This is a genomic window from Pseudomonas idahonensis (genome assembly GCF_037903935.1).
In the GTDB taxonomy this organism is placed as follows: Bacteria; Pseudomonadota; Gammaproteobacteria; order Pseudomonadales; family Pseudomonadaceae; genus Aquipseudomonas; species Aquipseudomonas danubii.
Map to the genome: position 1 here is coordinate 5795234 of NZ_CP149586.1, position 25745 is coordinate 5820978.

Sequence of the window (25745 nt, forward strand, 5' to 3'; positions counted from 1 at the left end):
CGTCGAGAGAATTGAATCAATGCCGCATATTCTGATCGTCGAAGACGAAACCATTATCCGCTCCGCCCTTCGCCGCCTGCTGGAACGCAACCAGTACCAGGTCAGCGAAGCCGGCTCGGTGCAGGAAGCCCAGGAACGCTTCAGCATTCCCACATTCGACCTGATTGTCAGCGACCTGCGCTTGCCTGGCGCCCCCGGCACCGAACTGATCAAGCTCGGCCAGGGCACTCCTGTACTGATCATGACCAGTTACGCCAGCCTGCGCTCGGCTGTGGACTCAATGAAAATGGGTGCGGTGGACTACATCGCCAAACCGTTCGACCACGATGAAATGCTCCAGGCCGTGGCCCGGATTCTCCGCGACCGACAAAGCGCCGAGAACGCACCGGCAGATCGTCCAGCCACCAAGACGGGGAGCGTTGCGGACAAGGCCGGCGCCAGCAACAACAACGGCGAAATCGGCATCATCGGTTCCTGCCCGCCCATGCAGGATATGTACAGCAAGATCCGCAAGGTGGCGCCAACAGATTCGAATGTCCTGATCCAGGGCGAGTCCGGTACCGGCAAGGAGCTGGTGGCCCGGGCACTGCACAACCTCTCCAAGCGGGCCAAGGCCCCCATGATCTCGGTGAACTGCGCGGCCATTCCGGAAACCCTGATCGAGTCCGAATTGTTCGGCCATGAGAAAGGCGCGTTCACCGGCGCCAGCGCCGGGCGTGCAGGCTTGGTGGAAGCAGCGGACGGCGGAACACTGTTCCTCGATGAAATCGGGGAGCTGCCACTGGAGGCCCAGGCGCGCCTGCTGCGGGTTCTGCAGGAAGGCGAGATCCGTCGCGTGGGGTCCGTGCAGTCGCAAAAAGTCGATGTCCGCCTGATTGCAGCGACTCACCGCGACTTGAAAAGCCTCTCGAAAATCGGCCAGTTCCGTGAGGACCTGTATTACCGCCTGCACGTGATTGCCCTGAAACTGCCCGCCTTGCGCGAGCGCGGCGCCGACGTCATTGAAATCGCCAATGCCTTCCTCGCCCGCCAGAGCGCACGCATCGGCCGCTCGGACCTGAAGTTCGCCGCCGACGCCGAACAGGCTATTCGCCATTATTCCTGGCCAGGAAACGTGCGTGAACTGGAAAACGCTGTAGAGCGCGCGGTAATCCTGTGCGAAAGCCCGGAAATCTCCGCTGACCTGCTGGGGATTGATATCGAGCTGAGCGACCTCGAAGACGATGACTTCGTCGGCCTGCCAGCGCAACAGGGCAACACCAGTCACGAGCCCACCGAGGACCTGTCCCTGGAAGACTACTTCCAGCACTTTGTCCTCGAACACCAGGACCACATGACCGAGACCGAATTGGCACGCAAACTGGGCGTCAGCCGCAAATGCCTTTGGGAACGTCGCCAGCGCCTGGGCATCCCGCGGCGCAAAAGCGGGGTAGCCAGCGAAAGCTGAACCCAGGCTGACCCGAGTGTGGGTAACGCTCGACTTTGTGAAAAAAACTGTTACCTGTGTAATTGGACGTAACAAAAGCCGGGGCTAAAGGTAACGAAGCCCCGGTTTTTTTTGGCCTGAAAAACACCACCAGGCACGCCTAACCCCTTGTTTTACTGGGGATCGCAAAAGTTGGCACGGCACCTGCTATATGTTTAGTACAAGAACAATAACAAGCAATGCACAAGACAATAAAAATAAGACGAATCGACTCACGCATAATAAAAACAACACGGCGGAGGCGCAGCTAACTGATTCTTTTGGAGAGGCGTTGTATTTGGGGCATGCCCCACAACCAGGCCGAGAACAACAAAAACTGCCCTAAGGCAGAGCCTGAACTGGTTGGATCGAAAGGTCATTGCAACTCAGCGATCAAAGCAATCCGTTTGCTCTTGGCTCCCGATTGGGAGGGTCACTCTGGATAACCTTAGTGACAAGGGCGTTTAACAAAAACAAGAAGCCCGAAACCAATAATAAAAATAGAGCACGCACAACTATTCTGGGGGAGCTTCGGCTCCCCTTGTGGTTTCCAGAATTCGCATTTCCCCCAAAAAAACCTACGCCAGCCCTGCTAGATCGCACCTTTGCGCAGGCCTGCACAAGTCGCGGCAGCTTCCTACACCATCCTTCGACTAAATGCTAGAATCCCCGCCCATCATGCGGTCATTCTTCGTTTTGGCCGAACATTCCTTCAAACAGTGCATCCCATGCTGAAGAAGCTGTTCCAGTCATTCCGTTCTCCCTTGCGTCGTACGCAACATAAACGCAGCACCCCTGAAGTGCTCAATAGCAGCCAGTATTCGCTGCAACGTGCCCAGTTCAGCCGGTATGCGGTAAATATCGTCGAACGCCTGCAGAACGCCGGCTACCAGGCGTATCTGGTGGGTGGCTGCGTGCGCGACATGCTGCTCAACATCACCCCCAAGGATTTCGACGTCGCTACCAGCGCTACACCGGAGCAGGTCAAGGCCGAGTTTCGTAACGCACGGATCATTGGCCGTCGTTTCAAACTGGTGCATATCCACTTCGGTCGCGAAATCATCGAGGTCGCGACTTTCCGCGCCAACCACCCGCAGAACGACGATGAGGAAGACAGCAATCAATCCTCCCGTAACGAAAGCGGGCGAATTTTGCGGGATAACGTCTACGGCACCCTTGAAGAAGACGCGCAACGCCGCGACTTCACCATCAACGCCCTGTATTACGACCCGGTCAGCGAACGCATCCTCGATTACGCCAATGGCGTACACGACATTCGCAACAATCTGATCCGCCTCATCGGCGACCCTCGGCAGCGCTACCAGGAAGACCCGGTGCGGATGCTGCGTGCCGTGCGATTCGCGGCAAAACTCAACTTCGGTATCGAAAAACACACCGCAACGCCGATCCGCGAACTGGCTCCCATGCTGCGGGAAATCCCTTCCGCACGTCTGTTCGAAGAAGTGCTCAAGCTGTTCCTCTCCGGCTACGCGGCCGACACCTTCGAAATGCTGGTGGACCTGCAACTCTTCGATCCATTGTTCCCGGCCAGCGCCGAAGCCCTGGAATACAACCCGACCTACACCCATACACTGATCAGTGAAGCCTTGATCAACACTGATTTGCGAATCAAGCAGAACAAGCCCGTGACTCCGGCCTTCCTGTTCGCCGCCCTGCTCTGGCCGGCCCTGCCCGCCCGGGTCCTGCGCCTGCAGGAGCGTGGCATGCCGCCAATCCCGGCCATGCAGGAAGCTGCCCACGAACTGATCGCCGAACAGTGCCAACGCATTGCCATTCCCAAGCGCTTCACCATGCCGATCCGCGAAATCTGGGACATGCAGGAACGGCTGCCACGGCGCAGCGGCAAGCGCGCCGACCAGTTGCTGGACAACCCGCGCTTCCGTGCCGGCTACGACTTCCTGCTGCTGCGTGAAAGCGCAGGCGAGCAGACCGACGGCCTGGGTGAATGGTGGACCGACTACCAGGACGCCAATGACTCCGAACGCCGCGACATGATCCGCGACCTGAGCGGTAAGGAAGACACCAGCGGCGCGCCACGCAAACGTCGGCGCAGCAGCGGTGCCAAACGCAAGCGTGCAGGCAGCTCCAGCGCTTCAGGCGAGTAATGGATGGAACGCATCTACATTGGCATGGGCAGCAATCTGGCTGCCCCTGAAGAGCAACTGCGCAGCGCACTCGAGGCCTTGGCGCAGTTGCCCGCAAGCCACTTCCACGGCGTGTCGGCCTTCTATCAAAGCGATTCCCTGCTGCCCGGCCAACCGCGCTACACCAATGCCGTGGCGGCGCTGGACAGTGACCTGGAACCCTTGGCACTGCTTGATGCACTGCAGGCCATCGAAAACCAGCAAGGCCGAGAACGTAATGAGCGCTGGGGCCCCCGCACCCTGGACCTGGACATCCTCCTGTTCGGCGACCGCCTGATTGACGAACCGCGCCTCAAAGTCCCTCATTACCATATGCAGGCCCGCCCCTTTGTCCTCTATCCCCTGGCGGAACTGGCCCCCGCTGAATTGCGACTGGCCGACGGACGTACCCTGCAGGAGCTGCTCGACGCCTGTCCATTTGTCGGCCTGGAACGGCTGAAATAACCGCTGAAACGCATCAGTAACGGCGGTAACACTCCCGGCGTAACAAGGCGGTAACACATCTAATTGACTTCCAGAGTCCTCATCACGACTATAGGCGTCCCGTTGCCGCCATCCCGGCGTTAAAGGGCGCAATTCAAGCGAGGCTTGTTCGCGGCGACCCCAGGAAACGCTAGGCCAAGGCGCTTGTGCAACGGCGGTGGCACCCGCTGGTACACAGCCCCTTCTGGGCACAGAATAAGGCGTCCAACGCCACCAGCGCGAATCCCGGCACCGCTTTCAAATCGCTTGGAACCAGGCTGTATAAGCACGACAAAAGACCGTGCGCCTGAATAACGAAGAATCACGCGCGTTACTCGCAGTAGTTTCCAAAGCGCCTGAAATGAGGACCCCTTTTCATGCCAGACATCACTCTGACCACCCTGCAAAGCCTCAAGCAGAAAGGTGAAAAGATCACCATGCTGACCTGCTATGACGCCACCTTCGCCCACACCTGCTGTGAAGCCGGCGTCGAAGTCCTGCTGGTAGGCGACTCCCTGGGCATGGTGTTGCAAGGGCACGACAGCACACTGCCCGTGAGCAACGCCGATATGGCCTATCACGTCGCGGCGGTCAAACGCGGCAACAACGGCGCTTTGATCCTCGCCGACCTGCCCTTCATGTCCTATGCCACCCCCGAACAGGCCCTGAGCAGCTCGGCCCAGTTGATGCAGGCCGGGGCGCACATGGTCAAGATCGAAGGTGCCGCCTGGCTGGCCGAGTCGGTTCGCCTGCTGAACGAGCGCGGCGTCCCGGTCTGCGTACACATGGGGCTGACCCCACAAACAGTGAATGTGCTGGGCGGCTACAAGGTCCAGGGGCGCAACGAGAACCAGGCGCGGCAGATGCGGGCCGATGCCATTGCCCTGGAGCAGGCCGGTGCCGCCATGTTGCTGCTGGAGTGCGTCCCCAGCGAACTCGCGGCGGAAATCACCCAGGCAGTGAAGATCCCAGTGATCGGCATCGGTGCCGGCAGCGCCACCGACGGCCAGGTGCTGGTGCTCCACGACATGCTGGGCCTGTCCCTGAGCGGTCGCTCGCCCAAGTTCGTGAAGAACTTCATGGCCGGCAAAGACAGCATCCAGGCGGCCTTGAGTGCCTATGTCGAAGCGGTCAAGGCCGTTACCTTCCCAGGCGTCGAACACGGGTTCTCTGCATGAATACAGTCAAAACCGTGCGCGAGTTGCGCGCTGCGGTCGCCCGCGCCCGCAGCGAAGGCAAGCGGATCGGCTTCGTCCCCACCATGGGCAACCTGCACAGCGGTCACGCCGCCCTGGTGGCCAAGGCCGCCCAGCGAGTGGATTTCGTGGTGGCCAGTATCTTCGTCAACCCGCTGCAGTTCGGCGCCGGCGAAGACCTCGACAAGTATCCGCGCACCCTGGCCGCCGACCAGGAGAAACTGCTCGAAGCCGGCTGCCATCTGCTGTTCGCTCCCAGTGTCGAAGAGATGTACCCCGACGGCATGGCTGGACAGACCCGGGTCAGCGTGCCACAGCTCTCCGAAGGCCTGTGCGGCGCCAGCCGCCCCGGTCATTTCGAAGGCGTGGCCACGGTGGTCAGCAAGCTGTTCAACATGGTCCAGCCGGACCTTGCCGTGTTCGGCCAGAAGGACTACCAGCAGTTGGCGGTCATTCGTGCCCTGGTGCATGACCTGAACATGCCGATCCAGATCATCGGCGAGCCAACGGTGAGGGCCACCGACGGCCTGGCCCTGTCCTCGCGCAATGGCTACTTGAGCGCAGAGCAGCGCGCCATCGCCCCAGTGCTGTACCGCAGTCTGAGCCAAATCGCTCAGGCCATTCGGGATGGCGAGCGTGACTATCCGAGGCTACTGGCCGAGCAACAGCAGCAGCTCGAGGCGGCCGGCCTGCGACGGGACTACCTGGAAATCCGTCACGCGAAAAACCTGCGTCCCGCCACTGCCGAAGACCGTGACCTGGTGATTCTGGTGGCGGCTTATCTGGGCGCAACACGCTTGATCGACAACCTGCATCTGGACCTCGACACGCCGGCATGAACGCCTGATTGCCCGAACGCCAACCTTCGGGCAAACTGCCGCCGGCTGGGGCCTGCAGCTGATACTGCAGGTCCTGTTCGAGGATCCGACCCAGGAATTTCCCATGCGTGCCATCTTGCCCAGGGTGAAAGCGATCTGCTCAGTGCCAGACCACGCAGGCGGTAGATGCCCCCGGCAACGAGCGGAACCACGAAACCTTGGGGTCCCCGTTGAAGCCAGCCGATTCCAACCCCGTTTATTCCCGCTGAAAGCCCCCCATGCAGCCCTGATTGGCCCCGCCAGTACAAAATAGTACCGGCCACAAGGCGCACAAAGCCAAGACAGAACAGCACGCTGGAGTTACTGTTATCGCCCTGGGTGATTAATCGAATCAGCACAGGACTGAAGGAACGAGGTCCTTGAGACCGCGCAGGACGTTCCGGGCTTCTCAGTGTCCAAAAAGGCAGTTCAAGCAAAAGGAAAACCGCAGCGATGGCGTACTACCGCACTCCTCACGACGTTACCGCTCTGCCCGCCTGGCAAGCGTTGAAAGACCACCGCCAAGCCATGCAGGATTTCAGCATGCGCGAGGCGTTCAATACCGATCCACAGCGCTTCAACCAATTTACCCTGAGCAGCTGCGGACTGTTTCTCGACTACTCGAAAAACCTGATCACCAGCCAGACCCGCGATCTGCTGGTCAATCTGGCCAAGGAAGTCGGTCTGGCCGATGCCATCAAGTCCATGGTGACCGGTGAGCTGGTCAACGCCTCCGAAGGCCGTCCGGCGCTGCACACTGCACTACGCCGTCCAGTGGGCGACAAGCTGTCGGTCAATGGCGTCAACGTGATGCCGGAAGTACACAAGGTACTGAACCAGATCACCGAACTGGTCGGGCGCATCCACGACGGCCTGTGGCGCGGCTACACCGAGAAACCCATCACCGACGTGGTCAACATCGGTATCGGTGGCTCGTTCCTCGGCCCGGAGCTGGTGTCCGAGGCGCTGTTGTCCTATGCCCAGAAAGGCGTGCGCTGTCACTACCTGGCCAATATCGACGGCAGCGAGTTCCATGAGCTTTCGGCGAAAATCCGTGCAGAAACCACGCTATTCATCGTTTCTTCCAAGTCATTCAACACCCTCGAAACCCTGAAGAACGCCCAGGCGGCGCGGGCCTGGTACCTGGCCCAGGGCGGCTCCGAAGCCGAATTGCACCGCCACTTCATCGCCGTATCGAGCAACAACGCGGCCGCCGTGGCCTTCGGCATTCGTGAAGAGAACATTTTCCCAATGTGGGACTGGGTCGGTGGACGCTACTCGCTGTGGTCCGCCATCGGCTTGCCGATCGCACTGGCCATCGGCATGTCCAACTTCAAGGAACTGCTGTCCGGTGCCTACACCATGGACCAGCACTTCCAGAGCGCACCGTTCGAGCAGAACATGCCGGTACTGCTGGCCCTGCTGGGAGTGTGGTACGGCAACTTCTGGGGAGCGCAAAGTCACGCGATCCTGCCGTACGACCACTACCTGCGCAACATCACCAAGCACTTGCAGCAACTGGACATGGAATCCAACGGCAAGAGCGTGCGCCAGGACGGTACCCCGGTGGCCACCGATACCGGCCCGGTGATCTGGGGCGGCGTAGGCTGCAACGGTCAGCACGCCTATCACCAGTTGCTGCACCAGGGCACCCAGCTGATTCCGGCCGACTTCATCGTGCCGATCGTCAGCTTCAATCCGGTGGCTGACCACCACCAGTGGCTGTACGCCAACTGTCTGTCCCAGAGCCAGGCGCTGATGCTGGGCAAGACCCGCGCCGAAGCCGAGAGCGAACTGCGCGAGAAAGGCATGAGCGAAGCCGATGTGGCAAAACTCGCGCCGCACAAGGTGATTCCAGGCAACCGTCCGAGCAACACCCTGGTGGTGGAACGCATCAGCCCGCGGCGCCTGGGCGCCCTGGTAGCGCTGTACGAACACAAGGTCTTCGTGCAAAGCGTGGTCTGGGGCATCAACGCCTTCGACCAGTGGGGCGTGGAGCTGGGCAAGGAACTGGGCAAAGGCGTCTACAACCGTCTGGTCGGTAGCGACGAAACCCTGGCCGACGATGCTTCGACCCAAGGCCTGATCAACTACTTCCGCGGCCGTCACCGCGGCTGATCAACCTTCTCTGTCCCGGGAGCCGCCACGTCGGCTCCCGTCCGGGCCCCGGCCCTCCCCCCCTTGAACCTTCCTGACACTTGTGCGCACCCTTATGGCTTGTCGCAAAACAAGAATAAGGAACCGTCATGTTCGATATCAGCACTTTTCCGAAAGCCGATGCCGTCCGCCGGGCGGCGCAAATGAGTCAGGACGACTACCACCACCTCTACCGCCAATCCATTGAGCAGCCAGATGTGTTCTGGGCCGAGCAGGCCAAGCGTTTCCTGCACTGGAGCAGCCCCTGGGACAGCGTGCACAGCCATGACATGCGCACCGGCGAGGCCAGTTGGTTCCGTGGCGGCCAACTCAACGTCAGCTACAACTGCATTGATCGTCATCTAGAAAAACGCGGCGATCAGGCAGCCATTATCTGGGAAGGCGATAACCCCGCCGACTCACAGCGCATCACCTACAAAGAACTTCACGGGCATGTCTGCCGCCTGGCTAACGTGCTGAAAAGCCGTGGCGTGAAAAAAGGCGACCGGGTGTGCATCTACATGCCGATGATTCCCGAAGTGGCCTACGCCATGCTCGCCTGCACCCGGATCGGTGCCGTGCATTCGGTGGTGTTCGGCGGTTTCTCCCCGGAGGCCCTGCGCGACCGGATTCTCAACGCTGACTGCCGCACCCTGATCACCGCCGACGAAGGCGTGCGCGGCGGCAAACAGATTTCCCTCAAGAGCAACGTCGACAAGGCCCTGCTCAGTTGCCCGGACGTCAGCAGCGTGGTAGTGGTCGAGCGCACCCGTAATCCGGTGAACTGGGTAGAGGGCCGCGACATTCACTACCAGCAGGCCGTAGCCGCGGCCAGCGACCAGTGCGCCCCCGAGCCGATGGACGCCGAAGACCCACTGTTCATCCTCTATACCTCCGGCAGCACCGGCAAACCCAAAGGCGTTCTGCATACCACCGGCGGCTACCTGCTACAGGCCGCCATGACCTTCAAGTACGTACTGGACTACCGCGACGGCGAGGTCTTCTGGTGCACCGCCGACGTCGGCTGGGTCACCGGCCACAGCTACATCCTCTACGGTCCGCTGGCCAACGGTGCCACCACGCTGATCTTCGAAGGCGTGCCCAACTACCCCAGCACCTCGCGTTTCTGGGAGGTGGTGGACAAGCACCAGGTGAACATTTTCTACACTGCCCCGACCGCCCTGCGGGCCCTGATGCGCGAAGGCAACGACCCCGTGCAGCGCACCTCCCGTAGCAGCCTGCGGCTCCTGGGCAGTGTTGGCGAACCGATCAACCCGGAAGCCTGGGAGTGGTATTTCAATGTCGTGGGCGAGCAGCGCTGCCCGATTGTCGATACCTGGTGGCAGACCGAGACCGGCGGCATCATGCTCAGCCCCCTGGTCAGCGCCCGGCAGGTCAAACCCGGCTGCGCCTCGACGCCGATGTTCGGTGTACAACCGGTGTTGCTGGACGACCAGGGCAAGGAAATCCAAGGTGCCGGCAGCGGCATCCTGGCGATCAAGGCCAGTTGGCCGGCACAGATACGCAGCGTCTACGGCGATCCCAAGCGCATGATCGAAACCTACTTCGCGCCTTACCCCGGCTACTACTTCACCGGTGACGGCGCGCGCCGGGACGAGGACGGCAGCTACTGGATCACCGGACGCATCGACGACGTGATCAACGTCTCCGGGCACCGCATCGGCACCGCCGAAGTGGAAAGCGCCCTGGTGCTTCACGACGACATCGCCGAGGCCGCCGTGGTCGGCTACCCCCACGACCTCAAGGGCCAGGGGATCTATGCCTTTGTCACGCCGATGCAAGGCATCGAACCCGACGAGGAACTGAAAAAGCAACTGCTGGCCCTGGTCAGCCGTGAAATCGGCAGCTTTGCCAAACCGGAGCTGATCCAGTGGGCTCCGGCCCTGCCGAAAACTCGCTCGGGCAAGATCATGCGGCGTATCCTGCGCAAGATCGCCTGCAACGAACTGGAGACCTTGGGGGATACCTCGACCCTGGCAGACCCCAGTGTGGTGGAAGGCCTGATCGACAAGCGCCTGAACGCTTGAAACCGGCGCGGCCACGGCCGCGCCTTTTTTCACTACCCGCACCGAGCTGTCATGGAATTCATTCGCAGCCGTATCGAAAGCCAGGTCATGAGCTTGTCTGGCCTCTCCCTGGGGCAACTCGACCTGGAGCATCCCAAGGGCGACCCCGGCCTGTTCGGGCCGGGCTCGGTCAGTTGGCAGGTACACGCCGACTTCAGCAGCATGCTGATCGGCGGCATCAGTGCCTTGCTGATGCAAGCCCTGCACCCCCTGGCCCTGGCCGGGGTCTGGGACCACTCGAACTTTCGCCAGGACATGATCGGCCGCCTGCGCCGCACCGGCCAATTCATTTCCGGCACCACCTTCGGCTCCCGTCAGGACGCCGAATGGCTGATCGAAAAAGTACGCACTATTCACCTGCATATCGTGGGCACCGCTCCTGACGGCCGTCCTTACGCCGCCAGCGATCCAGACCTGCTGACCTGGGTGCATGTGGCGGAAGTCAGCAACTTTCTCGCCGCCCACCTGCGTTACCTCAACCCTCGCCTGTCAGGGGCAGACCAGGACCGCTACTACAACGAGATCGCGCTGATCGCCGAACGTCTCGGCGCCCGGGATGTGCCCCGCTCGCGGCGGGCGGTGGCCGACTACCTGCAAGCCATGCGTCCGCAACTGCTGTGCGACGATCGCAGTCGCGAGGTTCTGCGCCTGCTACAGGCGGCTCCAGCTCCCAGTCGCCTGGCCAAACCTTTTGGTTCATTGATGATGCAGGCCGGTATCGACCTGCTGCCGGACTGGGCCAGCGCCATGCTTGACGTCAATCAGAACCCGCTGCAACGCCAGCTGATTCGAGCCAGCGTCAAACGCAGTACGCCGATGCTGCGCTGGGCGGTGCGTGACAGTTCGGTGCATCGAGCGAAACGACGCATGGGTCTGTAGAAGACGACCGCTCATGCACAACACGCCCAGACAGTTCGCAATTGGCCGGCCAGCACCACGCCGTACCCACCATGCCCTTGAACAAAGTCTGCGGCTCCGGCCTCAAGGTCTTGCACCTGAGCGCCCAGGCCATTGGCTGCGGCGATGCCAAAGTGATCATCGGCGGCGGCCAGGGCGTGGCCTTGGCCATAGAGTCCGAGAGATCGCCTTCGCCAGCACTTGGCTCCTACAACGGGCAGGAGGCTGGTAAACTGCGGCGCCTTATTCCTCTTCTCCAAGGCGCCCTGCATGTCTTCCTTGAATCAGGCGCTGCGCGCCGCCCTCGATCACCGTCAAGACCTGCTCGCCGAACTGCACCAGCAAGGCACCGACTGCTATCGCCTGTTCCACGGCAGCCAGGAAGGCGCCGGTGGCCTGACCGTCGACCGTTATGGGCCGCAGTTGCTGGTACAGAGCTTTCACCAAACGCTGGAACGCGATGCCCTGCTGCAATTGCACGAAACCATCAATCAACAGCTGAACCTGTCGACCCTGCTGGTCTACAACGATCGCTCCCGCGGCAACTCGCGTATCGACCGTGAAGACTCGGTATACCGCGCCGACGACCGTGCCCTGGAGGATCTGGTCGGCCATGAATGGGGGTTGAATTATCGTGTCCGTGGCCGTCATGCCGGGCAGGACCCGTTGCTGTTTCTCGACCTGCGCAACGCTCGCGGCTGGGTCAAGCAGCACAGCGCCGGGAAAAGCGTGCTCAATCTCTTCGCCTATACCTGCGGTGTCGGCCTCTGCGCTGCGGCCGGAGGCGCCCGGGAGGTCCTCAACCTGGACTTCGCCGAAGGCAACCTGGCGGTAGGCCGGGAAAACGGCCAGCTCAACCCGCAGCTACCCGCCATGCAGTTCGTGCAGTCGGACTACTTCCCAGCAATCCGCCAACTGGCGGGCCTGCCCATCAGTCAGCGACGTGGACAGAAGCTCCCCAGCTACCCACGTCTTGAACAACGCCAATACGATCTGGTCTTGCTGGACCCTCCGGCCTGGGCCAAGAGTGCCTTCGGCACCGTCGACCTGCTGCGCGATTATCAGAGCCTGCTGAAGCCGGCGCTGCTGGCCACTGCCGAAGAGGGTGTGCTGATCTGCTGTAACAACCTGGCCAAGGTGTCGTTGCAGGACTGGCGAGAACAAGTGCTGCGCTGCGCCGAGAAAGCCGGGCGGCCAGTACGCGATTGCCAGGTCCTTGCCCCTGCTGCGGACTTCCCTTCCCAGGACGGACAACCGCCGCTGAAAACACTGATCCTGCAACTTTGATCAGGGGCAAAAAATCTGAACAATCCTGAAGACTGTGATGGTTTCGGAACCGTAAACGCGTGCCATACTCCAAGGCACTTCCGATCCAGATAGATGAAGCCTCGCATGACCAAAGGATTGATTCGCGCTCTCTGCGCCTTGTTGACCGCTCTCGCCCTTTACAGTCTGCTGGGCTTTCTGATTTTGCCGGGCATCGCCTTGCGGGTGGCCAACCAGCAACTGGCCAACTACGCCACGACCCCGGCCCATATCCAGCGTATCGAACTCAACCCCTTCAGCCTGGAACTGACCCTCTGGGGCCTGAGCGTCGGCGAACCGGGCAAGGAACAGATTGCCTTCCAGCGCCTCTACGCCAATCTGCAATTGGACAGTCTGTGGAAACGCGCTCTGCATCTGGCGGACGTCGAACTGGACCAGCCCAAGACCGAGATCCTCTTCGACAAGGAAGGCAAGCTCAACCTCCTGGCCCTGTTCAAGCTGCCTGCCAGCGAACCGACCCCGAGCGATCCCGACGCCAAGCCGTTTCCCGTTCGCATTGAACGCATCAAGCTGGCGGGCGGCTATCTGCACTTCAAGGACCTGCGCCCCAGCGAGCCCATCGTATTTCTCTACAACAAGCTCGACTTTGAACTGAAGAACCTCAGCACCCTGCCGGATGACAGCGCCGACATGACCCTGGTGGCCACCGGCCCGGAAGGCGGACAGATCGACTGGAGCGGCAACTTCAGCGTGACCCCGCTGGCTTCCGAAGGCACCTTGAAAGTCACCGACGGCAAGATGAAAGCCTGGTGGCCCTATGTACGTGACGCCGTGCCGCTGGTGCTGGAAGACGGCGTGGTCAACCTCAGCACCCACTATAAATTCAGCCTGACCAAGGAAACCGAACTGCTGCTGGACAACACCTCCATCAGCGTTGCGCCATTCGCCATCAAAGCCCCGGACGGTCGCCCGCTGGCGCGCCTGGAGCGCCTGGACATCAGCGAAGCGACGGTGGACCTGGCCAAGCAGCACGTCATAGTCGGCAAGATCCGCAGCCAGAAACTGGAGACCTGGGCCGCCCTTGAAGCCGATGGCCAACTGGACTGGCAAAAGCTCTTCGCCAGCCAACCCGCCAAGCCGGCAGCCAAGCCTCAGCCAGCCACAGCCGATACCACCAAGGAACCCGCAGTCCCCAGCAAGCCCTGGCAGGTACTGCTCAAGGATGTGGAACTGCGCAACTATCAGGTGCACCTGGCCGACCGCCAAGCCAAACCGGCCGTGGCGCTGGACGTTGGCCCGCTGAACCTGGATCTGAAAAACTTCGACAGCCTCAACCAGTCGCCTTTCACCCTAAAGCTCGATACCGGCCTGGGTAAACAAGGCAAGGTCAGCGCCAGCGGCGAAGTCAACCTCAACCCCATCACCGCCAAGCTCAAGGTGCAGACCAAGGACATCGACCTGCGGGTCGCCCAGTCCTACATCAGCCCGTTCATTCGCCTGGAACTGCGCAGCGGCATGCTCGGCAGCGACCTGGCAGTGGACCTGAAGAAAGTCGAACCGTTGACCTTCAGCATCACCGGCCGGGCCGAAGTGGATCAGTTGCACACCCTGGACACCCTCAAGACCCGCGACTTCGTGAAGTGGAAACAAGTGGTGGTGGAGGGCCTGAACTATCAGCACGGTGACAGCCTGACCATCAGCCAGGTCAACCTGATGCAGCCTTATGCGCGCTTCATCATCAACGATGACCGCACCACCAATATCGACGACCTGCTGATTCCACAACCCGCAGGCGGCGGCAGCAAATCCTCGGGCAAGCCCGCCCCAAGTTCCAGCAAGCCACTGGGTATTCACATTGGTAAAATCGCCATCAACGATGGTTCGGCCAACTTCGCCGACCTGAGCCTGACACCAAACTTCGCCACGGCAGTCCAGCAACTCAACGGGCATATCGGCACCATCGACAGCCGCCAGGCCAAGCCGGCGGAGGTGGACGTCAAGGGCAAGGTCGACCGTTACGCTCCAGTGACCATCAAGGGCAGCGTCAACCCCTTCGATCCAATGGCCGCACTGGACATCGCCACCAGCTTCAAGCGAGTGGAGTTGACCACCCTGACGCCCTATTCCGGAAAGTTCGCCGGTTTTCGTATTCGCAAGGGCCGACTCAACCTCGACTTGCACTACATGATCACCAAGGGCCAGCTCAAGGCCGAGAACAAACTGGTGGTCGAACAGCTGCAACTGGGTGAAAAGGTCGACAGCCCAGACGCCGTGGACCTGCCGATTCGCCTGGCCGTAGCCCTGCTGAAAGACACCGACGGCAAGATTTCCATCGAGTTGCCAATTTCCGGCGACCTCAACAACCCACAGTTCAGCGTGATGCCAATCGTCTGGCAGACCCTGCGCAACCTGGTGCTGCGAGCCGCCCAGGCCCCCTTCAAGTTCATTGGCGGCCTGGTCACCGGCGGCGACTCTGAAGACCTGAGCAGTGTGTCTTTCGCTCCTGGCTCCAGCGAACTGAGCAAAGAGTCCGAGTCAGCCCTCACCACCCTGGCCAAGGCCCTCAAGGAGCGTCCGACCTTGCGCCTGGAGATCGAAGGCACCAGCGCCCAGAGCAGCGATGGTCCGCTGATCGCCGAACAGCGTCTGGAGCGCGAGTACCAGTACAACTACTACAAAATCCTGCAACGGCGCGGCGACAAGGTGCCGGCCCAGGCGTCCTTGCTGCAGGTTCCCGAGGGCGAGAAAGCGCCATTGCTGGAAGGCATCTACCGCACCCGCCTGAAACAGCAACCTCCGGCCGAATGGACCCAGCTCAGCCGCGACGAGCGCAGTGCCAAACTGCGTGAGGGGCTGATCAAGTTCTGGAGCGGCAGCGACGTGTTGCTGCGCCAACTGGGCCAGGAACGGGCCAGCAGCATCAAGGACTTCCTGGTGGACAAGGGCCAATTGGCCGATGACCGGGTCTACTTCATCGATGCCAACCTCGGCCAGGCCGAAAGCGACGGCAAGGTGATCACTCCGCTGCACCTGGACAGCGAGTAAGGCTCCCGCCGGCCTCAAGCAGCGCCACTTCCCCGCCCAATAGAACAGGCCCCGACACAAAGTGCCGGGGCCTGTAATGATCACATCCTTGTGATCTTCCGCATGAACCTTTGAAAGAAGCGGCAGACGTATCGCTTGGCTCGTCTACCGCCCCCTCTCCCTGTCCAGGCGAGAAGCTTGGGGTCTTACTCGGCTTTCAGGCCGTCGGCAGAGACCGCTTGAACGCCTTTGATTTTCTTGGTGATTGCCACGGCTGTGGCTTTCTGCGCCTCGGTAATGGCAACAGTGGACGACAGCGAGACGACGCCCTTGTTGGTTTCAACCTTGATGTCGGTGCCAGGAATGCCTTTCTCGGTTACCAGATCGCTTTTCACTTTGGTGGTGATCCAGGTATCGGAGGTGGCCTCTTTGGCCTTGGTCACTTCACCGGCAGCCACGACCATAGGCGACTGGGTGCTTTGAGTGGTCTGCGCAAATGCTGCGTTGGACATGGTCAGGGTCAGAGCGGTAGCAGTTGCAGCAGCGATAGCGAACTTCTTCATACGAGTAACTCCTGTTCTTTTAGAAAGCCTGCGCCGTGTCCTGGCAACAGGGTTATGAGGGATATTGCAGGTGCTGTGCCAAGTCCAGACCACATAAAAAACTCATAAAAAACAATAAGTTATAGATAACGCGAAGAATCAGCATCATGCAAAATGCATGACCACCCAACAATCTGCATGCAAGTTGCGGCTTTTTTCGACGCAGCTCATCAAGCCCACCCCCAACAGCCTGCCAGGACTCAGGTGTCGTGCGCGGCACAGCCCTTGGGCGCATAGTCGGCCTCCACTGTGGTGTTGCACGTCCATCCCGAAGCTGGCGAACGGCTCAGTACCAGAGTCTTGTTCAACACCGCCCCCGGAGCATTGAGGAGGGTACAGCCGATACTGCCTTCACCGGTGGCGGCAGTGCCCTCGGCGCTCATTCGGCAGTTCAACGTCAAGGGCGTGCCACCGGCGAGGGCCAGAGTCGGGTCGATTCCCTGATTAAGCAGGTCCTCGATATTGACCTTCAGCGCCGACGCCTCGGCCAACGCGGCCATCATCTTGGCCCGCACCTGGTACTTGGAATACAGCGGCATCGCCACTGTGGCGAGAATGCCGATGATGGCCACCACCACCAGCAATTCGATCAGGGTAAAAGCGGATTGATGTTTCATGAGTTGCCTCCTGGCAAGAATGCTCCGTGGGTAATCAGCAAGGCTTGAAGCACGCCCTGTGCCAAGGTTAGCCCCACGGAATTCAAGGCCTGCAGCGCTGATAGCCCATGGCCTTGAGTACGAGGAGTTGCACAAACTGACAAATTTCGTCATCTAGCGCCCCTATGCGTCAGGTGCCCGGCGGCTAGGCTTCAAGAAGCTCACCCCTGCATCAAGGATTGAACCATGGCGGTAAAAGCACCTGTGGCCAGCGTCTATCTCTGGCAAGGCACCGACGGCCAGGGCCACAAGTTGGCCGGCGAGCTGAGCGCTGCAAACCCGGCGCTGATCCGAGCTCAGCTGCGCAGGCAAGGCATCACTCCAACCCGGGTACGCCGCAAGCCCAGGGCCTGGCTCCGATCGGGCCAACGAATCAAGGCACGGGAGATCGCCCTGTTCACCCGGCAACTGGCAACCCTGATGCAGGCCGGAGTGCCACTGCTGCAAGCCTTCGAAATCATTGCCGAGAGCTTCGTCCAGCCATTGATGCGCCAACTGCTGGCCAGCCTCAAACGCGACATCGAGGCAGGCTCCAGCCTGGCCACGGCGCTGCGCCGACATCCGCGCCACTTTGACGAGCTGTACTGCAATCTGGTGGAGGCCGGCGAACAGTCCGGCGCCCTGGATACCCTGCTGGAACGGGTCGCCACCCATAGGGAAAAAAGCGAGAACCTCAAGGCCCGGGTAAAAAAGGCCATGGTCTATCCCGTGGCGGTGATCGGCGTGGCCGTCCTGGTCAGCAGCATCCTGCTGATCAAGGTGGTTCCCCAGTTCCAGAGCCTGTTCGCCGGGTTCAACGCCCAATTGCCGCTACTGACCCAATGGGTCATCACCCTTTCCCATGTCATCCAGAACCACGGCGGATGGTTGCTCAGCGCCGGCCTGCTGATGGGGGTAGGGATCAGGCAGGCTTATCGGCGCTCAGAGCGCCTGCGGGACAGTGTGGATCAGGGACTGCTACGCCTGCCCTTGGCCGGCCCGCTGCTGTACAAGGCCGCAGTGGCCCGCTACGCCCGTACGCTGGCCACCACCTTCGCGGCTGGCGTGCCTCTGGTCCAGGCCCTGGATTCAGTGGCCGGAGCCAGCGGCAACAAGGTCTTCAGGCAAGCGGTGGAACGCATCCGCCAACAGGTGGCCAGTGGCATGCAACTGAACTTTGCCATGCGCGCCAGCGGCGTCTTCCCTACTATGGCGATCCAGATGACCGCCATCGGTGAAGAATCCGGAATGCTGGATCATCTGCTGGAAAAAGTCGCAGCGCATTATGAGGTCGAGGTGGACCACCTGGTCGACAGCCTGACCAGCCTCATGGAGCCGTTGATCATGGTCATCCTGGGCAGTATCGTCGGCGCCCTGGTGGTTGCCATGTACCTGCCCATCTTTCAACTCGGCACAGCGATCTGAACATGTCCTTGACTGAAGCCATGACCCTTTACCCCCTGGCCTTCGTGACTGCGGCCCTGGTACTGGGGCTGCTCGTAGGCAGCTTTCTGAACGTGCTGGTGTGGCGCCTGCCGAAAATGCTTGAACGCGATTGGCGGGCTCAAGCCCACGAAGTGCTGGGACTGCCCCCGGAGCCTGTAGCGGCGCCCTACAACCTGCTGCTGCCCCACTCCCAATGCCCCCATTGCACACAACCGATCCGCCCCTGGGAAAACATTCCCCTGCTCAGCTATCTGTGGCTGCGGGGCCGTTGCGCCCACTGCAGGACCGCCATCAGCCCGCGCTACCCACTAACCGAACTGGCTTGCGGGCTGATCTCGGCGTACGTCGCCTGGCACTTCGGTTTTGGCTGGCCCGCAGGCCTGCTGCTGATCCTCAGTTGGGGGTTACTGGCCATGAGCCTGATCGATGCCGATCACCAACTGCTGCCAGACGTGCTGGTGTTGCCACTGCTGTGGCTGGGACTGATTGCCAATAGCTTCGAGGTACTGGCGAGCCTGGAGGATGCCCTGTGGGGCGCGGTACTCGGCTATCTGTGCCTGTGGTCAGTGTTCTGGCTGTTCAAATTGCTGACCGGCAAGGACGGCATGGGCCACGGCGACTTCAAGCTGCTAGCGATGCTTGGCGCCTGGGGCGGCTGGCAGATCCTGCCGCTGACCTTGCTCCTGTCCTCGCTGGTGGGGGCGATTCTCGGCACTGTCATGCTGCGCCTGAACCGGGCCAAGACCTCGACGCCCATCCCCTTCGGCCCCTTTCTGGCCATTGCCGGCTGGATTGCCTTGCTCTGGGGTGGTCAAATGACCGACTTCTATTTGCAGTTTGTCGGTTTCCAATGACTCGCTCCGTAAACACACCCTGGACCCTCGGCCTCACCGGCGGCATCGGCAGCGGCAAAAGCGCTGCCGCCCAGCACTTCATCGACCTGGGAGTGCATGTGATCGATGCCGATCACGCCGCTCGCTGGGTGGTGGAACCGGGCCGCCCGGCCTTGGAACAGATTGCCCAGCACTTTGGTGACAGCGTGCTGCAGGCCGACGGCCAACTGGATCGCGCGGCACTGCGCAAGCTGATCTTCGAAGTCCCCGAACAGCGTCGCTGGCTGGAGGCGCTATTGCACCCGCTGATTGCCGAGGAGATCGTCAGCCATCTGGCCCGTGCAGAATCGCCTTACGCGATCCTGGTGTCGCCACTGCTGATCGAGTCAGGCCAGTTCCGGATGACCCAACGGATTCTGGTGATCGATGTGCCGCAACAATTGCAGATCGAACGCACCTTGCAGCGCGACCAGATCAGCGAACAGCAGGTCCAGGCGATTCTCCAGGCCCAGGCCAGCCGCGAGGAGCGCCTGCGTCACGCCGACGATGTGCTGGTCAACGACCGCGATCACGCCTGGTTGCGCAGCGAGGTCGAACGCCTGCATCACTTTTACCTAACTTTGCGTGGAGGCCAGTCATGAGCCAACCCCTGACCGTCGAATGCCCAACCTGTGGCGCCCCCGTGGAATGGATCGCGACCAACACCAACCGGCCGTTCTGTTCCGACCGTTGCAAATTGATCGACCTGGGGGCCTGGGCCGCCGAGGAACACAAGATTCCAGTGAGCCCGGATGCCGAGGACGAACTGTTCTCGGAAGAACTGCCGCCCCGCGCTCACTGAGTGCTCGAACCGACGCCGATCAGGGCCGCATGAAGCTGTAGTCCTGATCGTCGTCGAGGTTCTCCGCGAGGAACTGCAACTCGTCAGCCAGATCCTCGATGCTACGTACGCCCTTGCTCTGCTGCACCACCGCGCTGAGCAGCGCCCGCAGGCTCAAACCCGGTTCAAACCCTTCCTGCTGGGCACTGTGCAAACTGTCGCGCACTTCTTGCCGGGCCCACTGATAGACGCTCATGACCGCACTCCTGAGATTTTTGCCGAGCATGCAGCGCGGCCCCAGGCTCGGAGTTGATATGGATCAAGGGCGCGGGTCCTCATCCTTCCAGGGCGCACTGAGGTAGCGGGTGCGATTGAAGGTTTCCAGCCATTCCGGGCAGAACACCACCAAGGCGCTGATCACCATGCCGTTGATAAATGCCTCGGGAAAGATGATCAGCCACAGGTAGCCGACAAAATCCTCCAGCCATTCGGGCATGGCGAAACGCCCATCAAGCCACAAGAGCCCCAGGCCACAAAGCAGGCACAACAGCGCCGACAGGGCCGCGGCGAAGAATCCGGAGCAGAAGATATAGACGAAGGGATTGCGCGGTTGAGCCCGCTCCACCAGACCGGCACAGGCCTCGGTTACCGCCACCGGCAACAGGATCAGCAAGGCGCCATTGACCCCCAGTGCCGCCAGCTCCTGCCGCCCCAGTGCCAGCAAGCCCAGCTGCGCAATCAGGCCACCGACAATCGCCAGTGGCCAATCCAGCAGTAAGGTCACCGCCGTCATGCCGATGAAGTGATAAGACACTCCAGTATCGAAATCCCGGCGCACCAACCACAGCAGAAACAACGCAAACACCGTTCCGAACAGTAGATGCTGACGGCGACTGTCGGTGAACAGCTCGACCCAGGGCGCCCGCCACACCGCCCAGATCAGAACCGGCACATACAGCAGCCAGCCGATGCTCAGGCTTGCCGGTGACAGCAGCGCCGCGCTGATCATGGCCGGGCTTTCTCCAGCGCAGTCTTCAGTTGCTCGACGGTGGTGAATTCCTGCCGAGACACCAGTTGGCCGTCCTGCAACTGCAGCCACAAGACCTTGTCCTCGGCGGCAGGGTAACGAGAGGCCACACGCCCTTCGCGGTCGAGCATCACCCGGTAGGGATAATCACGCATGGCCGGAACTGCGAACATCTTGGCGATCAGCGCCGGCATGCGCTGGATATCCGCGACAAACACCCCGTGACGCGCCTGCAGATAATCCTTGGGCTTGTCCTTGAGCGCCCCGTTCACCACCTTGGCCGCGTCCATACCGCGCGCCACCAGCAGGATCTGCGCCTGTGAATCGAGGCTGTAGGCTTGATCGAACTGATCCAGCAAGGTCCAGGGTGCCAGACGCTCACCGATTTCAAGGGCCTGGGCCCACAGGGGCAACAGGCCCAGCAACAGAATTGACCAGCGTTTCACTGCACACTCCTTATCGAGGGGTAGGACGGGAAACAGTCTACACCGCCCCTGGGCAGGCTCGAGCAAGCACCGCCAGGCACCGGGTGCAGAGGTTTTTCGAGAAACGTGGTTTTTAAGGTCATATTTGAGCGCTAAGCTTGGGGATATGGATGACTCAGATTTTTTGCGCCTGCTCACCATTCAGGCCGAACAAGCCAACGCGTTTCTGTCCAATGCCCGCAAATGGGAGCGTGAGCGTTGGGTCTGCCAGCGCCTGCTGCAAGGCCTGAATATTCCCTATCGCAACGACGAATTCAGCGCCGCCGGGCAGGAACCGCCGGATGTGCTGTTTCGCGAGGCCAGCTTCGAGGTGTTCTTCGTCCTTGATGAAGGCCGCCGACTCAATGATGAATGGCGCGACGAACTGCAACGCCGGCGCAGCGCATTTTCCCTGAGCCAACTGGTACGACGCGAAGCCAAGCCCAAGCGCATCCCGGCTAACGAACTGTTGCTGCGCCTGGGGCCGACCCTGCGCAAGAAGGCCCACAACTACAAGGAGCGTGGGATGAACCTCGGGGAGCTGGACATCATCGCCTTCGCCGCCCTGAAACGTGAAGTGCTGGATCTGAACAGCCACTTCCCGCCCCCCACCGAGTACCTGCGCCAGGGCTGGCGCTCGCTGTCCCTGGTGGGACCGACCTTCGCCCGGGTGCTGTTCGCCCATCCGGATGCGCCGGAGTTCCTGCGTAGCAACCTGGGCCGCAGTATCGTTTTCGACGTCGGCATCAGTTTGTAAAGTCCGTCAATCCGCCTCGCCTGGGCATGGCGCAATATCCCGGGCAATGGTAAAAAAGCGCTCTTGCCTGCCAACGCCGGGACTTCGTCATCGAGCCCCCACGCGCAGCGGCTATGCTCGGTAAATGCTCGATTGCATCGCGCTGTAACATTCCCCTGTGTTGCGACGTCTACCTGACGAGGCCCTTTATGAGCAGCCGCCTGAACCCCGACGACCAACGCCATGTCGAAGAATACCTGCAACTGCCCCAGCACCGAGTCGAGCGCCGGCCCTTTCGGCCGTGGATGCTCCTTGTGGTGGTGGTCGTGGTGACGGTCGCCCTGGGCCTGTTGAGCCGTTTTATCAGTTACCTGACGCTATGAGCTGCATCGCGCTCGCTCGGTTGACTGCACCGATTTCTTTTAGCCTTGCGAGATATCCCCATGACTCATCGTATTGTCATCGTTGGCGGCGGCGCCGGCGGCCTGGAGTTGGCGACCCGCCTGGGTAAGACCCTGGGCAAGCGCGGCACCGCCAGTGTGATGCTGGTGGACGCCAACCTGACCCATATATGGAAACCCCTGCTGCACGAAGTGGCCGCCGGCTCACTGAACTCCTCCGAAGACGAACTCAACTACGTTGCCCAAGCAAAATGGAACCACTTCGAGTTCCAGCTGGGCCGTATGAGCGGGCTCGATCGTCAACAGAAAAAGATCCAGTTGGCTGCCACCTATGACGAGGAAGGCACAGAACTGTTGCCGGCCCGTGAACTGGGCTACGACACCCTGGTGATCGCCGTGGGCAGTACCACCAACGACTTCGGCACCCAGGGCGCCGCCCAGCATTGCCTGTTCCTCGACACCCGCAAACAGGCCGAACGCTTCCACCAGCAACTGCTCAATCACTACCTGCGGGCCCACGCCGGGCAGACAGATGCCGTGGAACAGATCAGCGTGGCCATCGTCGGCGCCGGTGCCACCGGTGTGGAACTGGCAGCGGAACTGCACAACGCCGCCCATGAACTGGCCGCCTACGGCCTGGATCGGATCCTCCCGGAAAACATGCACATCACCCTGATCGAAGCCGGGCCACGGGTGCTGCCGGCCCTGCCTGAGCGCATCAGCGGGCCGGTGCACAAGACCCTGGAGAAACTCGGGGTCAAAGTGCTGACCAACGCTTCAGTCAGTGAGGTGACCGCCGACAGTCTGATCACCGCTGATGGCCAGACCATTCCCGCCAGCCTCAAGGTGTGGGCTGCCGGCATCCGCGCGCCGGGTTTCCTCAAGGACATCGACGGCCTGGAAACCAACCGCATCAATCAGCTCCAGGTGCTGCCAACCCTGCAGACCACCCGTGACGAGAACATCTTTGCCTTCGGCGACTGCGCCGCCTGCCCTCAACCCGGCAGCGACCGCAACGTACCGCCACGGGCCCAGGCTGCGCACCAACAAGCCTCACTGCTGGCCAAATCGCTGAAACTGCGTATCGAAGGCAAAGACCTACCGACCTACAAGTACACCGACTACGGTTCGCTGATCTCGCTCTCGCGCTTCTCGGCGGTGGGCAACCTGATGGGCAATCTCACCGGCAGCGTGATGCTCGAAGGCTGGCTGGCGAGGATGTTCTACATCTCGCTGTATCGCATGCACCAAATGGCCCTGTACGGAGTGTTCCGCACGGCGATGCTGATGCTCGGCAGCCGGATTGGACGAGGCACCGACCCACGCTTGAAGTTGCACTAAGCGCCTGAAAGTACGCCCCGCTACGCAAGGTAGTGGGGCAACCGGACAAACCGGTCCGCCTAAAGGCACTCATCGAGAAAACTCACCACGGTCCCCATGCAAGCAACCCGTTCTTCGACGTGGGGCATGTGGCTGGAGTTTTCGAACAAGGCCCAGCGGATGTTGGGAATCTGTTCCAGATAGGGCTTGACCACTGTCGGCGTAGCCTCGTCGTAACGGCCGGAGATCAATAGCGTCGGTACGTTAATGTGTTTCAAGCGTTCGACGATGGTCCAGTCCTTCAGGCTAGCAACGATATGGAACTCATTGGGGCCATTCATGGCGCGATAAACCGTGGGATTGGCGTCAACCTTAGCGAAGGTACGAGCAACATCATCAGGCCAGGGCTTGATACGACAGACATGGCGATCATAAAAGACTCGCGAGGCTGCAACATACTCTACGGAGTCTGTTGTCCCCGCGCGCTCATGGCGCAGCAGAGTTCGCTGCACCTCCTCAGGTAAGGCTTCACGCAAGCGATTAGCCTCCGCAACCCAAGTCCGCATATCGGCCGGAGAGTTGGCGATAATCAGTGCCCGCAAACCTGCGGGGCGCAACACCGCATGCTCACTGGCCAGCATCCCCCCCCAAGATTGCCCCAGCAATGCATAGTTATCGCTAATACCAAGGTGATCCAGAAGGTTGTCCAACTCCTCAAGAAAAAGTTCCACTGTCCAGAATGAAGGGGGTTTATCTGGCAGGTGAGTAGAAAAGCCATTACCGATCTGATCATAGTGAATGACCGCGCGGCCACTGGCAGCTACATCCTTGAAGGTATCTACATAATCATAGGTGCAACCTGGACCACCATGCAGAATCACCAAGGGCGTATTGCCATTGCGTAAATCACCGGTAACGCGATACCAAGTTCTATAAGCACCAAAGGAGGCATAGCCTTCGAGCGTTATCTTATTCGAGTCCATTATGTGCCACTCCCTGTATTACACACGACACAGAGTATCGGCGGGGGAAGGTCAATGTAACTAGAAGAAAAGATAGGTTTTACATCACCTCAGCTATCCAATAATCGGTAATGAACCGCTCGGGCAACGGCTTGGACCCGGTTCCTAGCGCCCAATTTATGCATGGCAGAGTTCAAATGAAGAGTCACGGTTGCAACAGACCGGTGTAATCGAGCAGCTATTTCTAAAGCGGTGAAACCCTCTGCAGCCCACTTCATGCACTCGCGTTCGCGTTTGGTCAGAGGTGTCGATGAGTGTTGTCCTTCCTTCTGACTCAATACTGGATAGGCCGCTTCTTGCAGGGCATAGGCAATCAGACTGAACTCCCCGAGAACATGACGCATATCCTTGAGTGCGCTCTGAGTTCCACCGGACCGTAACCCCGCAAGGCTGGCAAAACCGCCTTTCGGGAGATGGATGGGGACTGAGACTCCATGAGCCATCTGAGCATTTTGCAAGTAGCTCACCACCGGTGCATGGCGTAAGCCGATGACTTCTTTCAGGACTGTCTCTGCCTCTGGTTGATAGGACCAAAGGAAAGGCGAAATAGAGTTGAGTGCCACTTGCTGGACTGGGTCAATCTGATAATAGCCCTCATTGCACCAGAGCTCCTGCCATTCTGCAGGTGTCTTACGCAGAAGCACCTCCGGCGTAATCAGCAATCCATCATGATCAAATGGCACTGGACTGTAGTCGTATACCAACGCATCAAAGCCCAAATTGGAGGCCAGCAGCATAGCCTCATCCAACTGCGCCTCCAGATTCCCTCCATCTGAAAGACAGCCCTTGTACTCAGACAGCTTGATCTGCATCCCTTCAGCTCCCTCGTGGTTTTCTTTCTTGACAACCAATGAGTAGAATGCCATGCCTCGGCGAGGGACAGC

General features: G+C 60.5%; 24 protein-coding genes and 1 pseudogene. 18 read left to right on the forward strand and 7 right to left on the reverse strand.

Annotation, left to right across the window (positions count from 1 at the left end):
* Nucleotides 1–19 precede the first annotated feature (19 nt).
* The 11 genes and pseudogenes from WIN67_RS26180 (at nt 20) to WIN67_RS26230 (ending at nt 15576) form a co-directional block, all read left to right on the forward strand.
* Complete coding sequence (locus WIN67_RS26180) at nt 20–1447, forward strand: sigma-54-dependent transcriptional regulator (RefSeq protein ID WP_102882225.1); 1428 nt, start codon at nt 20–22, stop codon at nt 1445–1447.
* Between the two features lie 746 nt (nt 1448–2193).
* On the forward strand, nt 2194–3591 hold the full coding sequence (locus WIN67_RS26185; protein WP_339070237.1) for a polynucleotide adenylyltransferase PcnB: 1398 nt from the start codon (nt 2194–2196) through the stop codon (nt 3589–3591).
* 3 nt (nt 3592–3594) lie between these two features.
* Nucleotides 3595–4074 carry a 2-amino-4-hydroxy-6-hydroxymethyldihydropteridine diphosphokinase gene (gene folK / locus WIN67_RS26190; protein ID WP_110597067.1) on the forward strand — a complete coding sequence of 160 codons (480 nt, stop codon included), beginning with the start codon at nt 3595–3597 and terminating at the stop codon, nt 4072–4074.
* 395 nt (nt 4075–4469) lie between these two features.
* Nucleotides 4470–5270 (forward strand): 3-methyl-2-oxobutanoate hydroxymethyltransferase, encoded by an 801-nt coding sequence (gene panB / locus WIN67_RS26195; RefSeq protein WP_102882227.1) that lies wholly within the window; start codon nt 4470–4472, stop codon nt 5268–5270.
* Entirely contained in the window at nt 5267–6127 is an 861-nt protein-coding gene (gene panC / locus WIN67_RS26200; RefSeq protein ID WP_102865485.1) for a pantoate--beta-alanine ligase, read from the forward strand. The genes panB and panC overlap by 4 nt, the downstream gene beginning before the upstream one ends.
* Before the next feature lie 471 nt (nt 6128–6598).
* Nucleotides 6599–8263: a glucose-6-phosphate isomerase gene (gene pgi, locus WIN67_RS26205; RefSeq protein WP_102882229.1), complete on the forward strand. Its 1665-nt coding sequence runs from the start codon at nt 6599–6601 to the stop codon at nt 8261–8263.
* A gap of 128 nt (nt 8264–8391) precedes the next feature.
* Nucleotides 8392–10329 (forward strand): acetate--CoA ligase, encoded by a 1938-nt coding sequence (acs, locus tag WIN67_RS26210; protein WP_273924276.1) that lies wholly within the window; start codon nt 8392–8394, stop codon nt 10327–10329.
* A gap of 51 nt (nt 10330–10380) precedes the next feature.
* The gene (locus WIN67_RS26215; protein WP_102882231.1) at nt 10381–11247 is read left to right on the forward strand and encodes an oxygenase MpaB family protein; all 867 of its coding nucleotides are present in this window, start codon (nt 10381–10383) and stop codon (nt 11245–11247) included.
* 44 nt (nt 11248–11291) lie between these two features.
* Nucleotides 11292–11420: pseudogene (locus WIN67_RS26220) on the forward strand (acetyl-CoA C-acetyltransferase); the annotation flags it as partial.
* 115 nt (nt 11421–11535) lie between these two features.
* Nucleotides 11536–12552, forward strand: coding sequence for a class I SAM-dependent rRNA methyltransferase (locus WIN67_RS26225; protein ID WP_339070238.1), 1017 nt, complete (start codon nt 11536–11538; stop codon nt 12550–12552).
* 105 nt (nt 12553–12657) lie between these two features.
* A complete protein-coding gene (locus tag WIN67_RS26230) occupies nt 12658–15576 on the forward strand; it encodes a DUF748 domain-containing protein (RefSeq protein WP_339070239.1) in 2919 nt (972 codons plus the stop codon).
* Between the two features lie 185 nt (nt 15577–15761).
* On the opposite strand, the gene WIN67_RS26235 is transcribed toward WIN67_RS26230, so the two are convergent.
* Entirely contained in the window at nt 15762–16118 is a 357-nt protein-coding gene (locus WIN67_RS26235) for a BON domain-containing protein (RefSeq protein WP_102865479.1), read from the reverse strand.
* Between the two features lie 239 nt (nt 16119–16357).
* Complete coding sequence (locus tag WIN67_RS26240; protein WP_102882235.1) at nt 16358–16774, reverse strand: pilin; 417 nt, start codon at nt 16772–16774, stop codon at nt 16358–16360.
* Nucleotides 16775–16999: 225 nt separating this feature from the next.
* On the opposite strand from WIN67_RS26240, the gene WIN67_RS26245 reads away from it, so the two are divergent.
* Genes WIN67_RS26245 through yacG form a run of 4 tightly spaced genes read left to right on the forward strand, consistent with a single transcriptional unit; the run spans nt 17000 to nt 19912 of the window.
* Nucleotides 17000–18217 carry a type II secretion system F family protein gene (locus WIN67_RS26245; RefSeq protein WP_102882236.1) on the forward strand — a complete coding sequence of 406 codons (1218 nt, stop codon included), beginning with the start codon at nt 17000–17002 and terminating at the stop codon, nt 18215–18217.
* 2 nt (nt 18218–18219) lie between these two features.
* Entirely contained in the window at nt 18220–19092 is an 873-nt protein-coding gene (locus WIN67_RS26250) for an A24 family peptidase (RefSeq protein ID WP_339070240.1), read from the forward strand.
* The gene (gene coaE / locus WIN67_RS26255) at nt 19089–19712 is read left to right on the forward strand and encodes a dephospho-CoA kinase (protein WP_102865475.1); all 624 of its coding nucleotides are present in this window, start codon (nt 19089–19091) and stop codon (nt 19710–19712) included. The genes WIN67_RS26250 and coaE overlap by 4 nt, the downstream gene beginning before the upstream one ends.
* Complete coding sequence (gene yacG / locus WIN67_RS26260; RefSeq protein ID WP_267268931.1) at nt 19709–19912, forward strand: DNA gyrase inhibitor YacG; 204 nt, start codon at nt 19709–19711, stop codon at nt 19910–19912. Before coaE ends, yacG begins: the two co-directional genes overlap by 4 nt.
* A gap of 19 nt (nt 19913–19931) precedes the next feature.
* Here the strand turns inward: yacG and WIN67_RS26265 are convergent, their stop codons facing one another.
* From WIN67_RS26265 to WIN67_RS26275, 3 genes are all read right to left on the reverse strand, one after another.
* Nucleotides 19932–20147 carry a hypothetical protein gene (locus WIN67_RS26265; protein WP_102865473.1) on the reverse strand — a complete coding sequence of 72 codons (216 nt, stop codon included), beginning with the start codon at nt 20145–20147 and terminating at the stop codon, nt 19932–19934.
* A 63-nt stretch (nt 20148–20210) separates the two neighbouring features.
* A complete protein-coding gene (locus WIN67_RS26270) occupies nt 20211–20900 on the reverse strand; it encodes an energy-coupling factor ABC transporter permease (protein ID WP_102882238.1) in 690 nt (229 codons plus the stop codon).
* Nucleotides 20897–21364 carry an FAD/FMN-containing dehydrogenase gene (locus tag WIN67_RS26275; protein ID WP_102882239.1) on the reverse strand — a complete coding sequence of 156 codons (468 nt, stop codon included), beginning with the start codon at nt 21362–21364 and terminating at the stop codon, nt 20897–20899. The genes WIN67_RS26270 and WIN67_RS26275 overlap by 4 nt, the downstream gene beginning before the upstream one ends.
* A 145-nt stretch (nt 21365–21509) precedes the next feature.
* Here WIN67_RS26275 and WIN67_RS26280 point away from each other — a divergent pair, with 145 nt between their 5' ends.
* The 3 genes from WIN67_RS26280 to WIN67_RS26290 all read left to right on the forward strand — a co-directional run bounded on the left by WIN67_RS26280 (nt 21510) and on the right by WIN67_RS26290 (nt 23860).
* Nucleotides 21510–22139, forward strand: a complete 630-nt coding sequence (locus WIN67_RS26280) for a DUF1780 domain-containing protein (RefSeq protein WP_102882240.1) — start codon at nt 21510–21512, stop codon at nt 22137–22139.
* A gap of 188 nt (nt 22140–22327) precedes the next feature.
* Nucleotides 22328–22501, forward strand: a complete 174-nt coding sequence (locus WIN67_RS26285; RefSeq protein WP_043274580.1) for a DUF3094 family protein — start codon at nt 22328–22330, stop codon at nt 22499–22501.
* 60 nt (nt 22502–22561) lie between these two features.
* Complete coding sequence (locus tag WIN67_RS26290) at nt 22562–23860, forward strand: NAD(P)/FAD-dependent oxidoreductase (RefSeq protein WP_102865469.1); 1299 nt, start codon at nt 22562–22564, stop codon at nt 23858–23860.
* A 59-nt stretch (nt 23861–23919) separates the two neighbouring features.
* Here the strand turns inward: WIN67_RS26290 and WIN67_RS26295 are convergent, their stop codons facing one another.
* On the reverse strand, nt 23920–24822 hold the full coding sequence (locus WIN67_RS26295) for a proline iminopeptidase-family hydrolase (RefSeq protein WP_339070241.1): 903 nt from the start codon (nt 24820–24822) through the stop codon (nt 23920–23922).
* Between the two features lie 89 nt (nt 24823–24911).
* Nucleotides 24912–25673: a LuxR family transcriptional regulator gene (locus WIN67_RS26300; RefSeq protein WP_339070242.1), complete on the reverse strand. Its 762-nt coding sequence runs from the start codon at nt 25671–25673 to the stop codon at nt 24912–24914.
* Nucleotides 25674–25745: the final 72 nt, after the last annotated feature.

Bases quoted from the DNA above. Each gene is read 5' to 3' on its own strand.
- coaE (WP_102865475.1), top strand. From the start codon at position 19,089: ATGACTCGCTCCGTAAACACACCCTGGACCCTCGGCCTCACCGGCGGC.
- WIN67_RS26290 (WP_102865469.1), top strand. From the start codon at position 22,562: ATGACTCATCGTATTGTCATCGTTGGCGGCGGCGCCGGCGGCCTGGAG.
- WIN67_RS26300 (WP_339070242.1), bottom strand. From the start codon at position 25,673: ATGCAGATCAAGCTGTCTGAGTACAAGGGCTGTCTTTCAGATGGAGGG.
- WIN67_RS26285 (WP_043274580.1), top strand. From the start codon at position 22,328: ATGAGCAGCCGCCTGAACCCCGACGACCAACGCCATGTCGAAGAATAC.
- folK (WP_110597067.1), top strand. From the start codon at position 3,595: ATGGAACGCATCTACATTGGCATGGGCAGCAATCTGGCTGCCCCTGAA.
- WIN67_RS26235 (WP_102865479.1), bottom strand. From the start codon at position 16,118: ATGAAGAAGTTCGCTATCGCTGCTGCAACTGCTACCGCTCTGACCCTG.
- WIN67_RS26295 (WP_339070241.1), bottom strand. From the start codon at position 24,822: ATGGACTCGAATAAGATAACGCTCGAAGGCTATGCCTCCTTTGGTGCT.
- WIN67_RS26270 (WP_102882238.1), bottom strand. From the start codon at position 20,900: ATGATCAGCGCGGCGCTGCTGTCACCGGCAAGCCTGAGCATCGGCTGG.
- WIN67_RS26225 (WP_339070238.1), top strand. From the start codon at position 11,536: ATGTCTTCCTTGAATCAGGCGCTGCGCGCCGCCCTCGATCACCGTCAA.
- WIN67_RS26215 (WP_102882231.1), top strand. From the start codon at position 10,381: ATGGAATTCATTCGCAGCCGTATCGAAAGCCAGGTCATGAGCTTGTCT.
- acs (WP_273924276.1), top strand. From the start codon at position 8,392: ATGTTCGATATCAGCACTTTTCCGAAAGCCGATGCCGTCCGCCGGGCG.
- panC (WP_102865485.1), top strand. From the start codon at position 5,267: ATGAATACAGTCAAAACCGTGCGCGAGTTGCGCGCTGCGGTCGCCCGC.
- WIN67_RS26265 (WP_102865473.1), bottom strand. From the start codon at position 20,147: ATGAGCGTCTATCAGTGGGCCCGGCAAGAAGTGCGCGACAGTTTGCAC.
- WIN67_RS26230 (WP_339070239.1), top strand. From the start codon at position 12,658: ATGACCAAAGGATTGATTCGCGCTCTCTGCGCCTTGTTGACCGCTCTC.
- WIN67_RS26250 (WP_339070240.1), top strand. From the start codon at position 18,220: ATGTCCTTGACTGAAGCCATGACCCTTTACCCCCTGGCCTTCGTGACT.
- WIN67_RS26185 (WP_339070237.1), top strand. From the start codon at position 2,194: ATGCTGAAGAAGCTGTTCCAGTCATTCCGTTCTCCCTTGCGTCGTACG.
- yacG (WP_267268931.1), top strand. From the start codon at position 19,709: ATGAGCCAACCCCTGACCGTCGAATGCCCAACCTGTGGCGCCCCCGTG.
- WIN67_RS26240 (WP_102882235.1), bottom strand. From the start codon at position 16,774: ATGAAACATCAATCCGCTTTTACCCTGATCGAATTGCTGGTGGTGGTG.
- WIN67_RS26245 (WP_102882236.1), top strand. From the start codon at position 17,000: ATGGCGGTAAAAGCACCTGTGGCCAGCGTCTATCTCTGGCAAGGCACC.
- WIN67_RS26180 (WP_102882225.1), top strand. From the start codon at position 20: ATGCCGCATATTCTGATCGTCGAAGACGAAACCATTATCCGCTCCGCC.
- pgi (WP_102882229.1), top strand. From the start codon at position 6,599: ATGGCGTACTACCGCACTCCTCACGACGTTACCGCTCTGCCCGCCTGG.
- WIN67_RS26280 (WP_102882240.1), top strand. From the start codon at position 21,510: ATGGATGACTCAGATTTTTTGCGCCTGCTCACCATTCAGGCCGAACAA.
- panB (WP_102882227.1), top strand. From the start codon at position 4,470: ATGCCAGACATCACTCTGACCACCCTGCAAAGCCTCAAGCAGAAAGGT.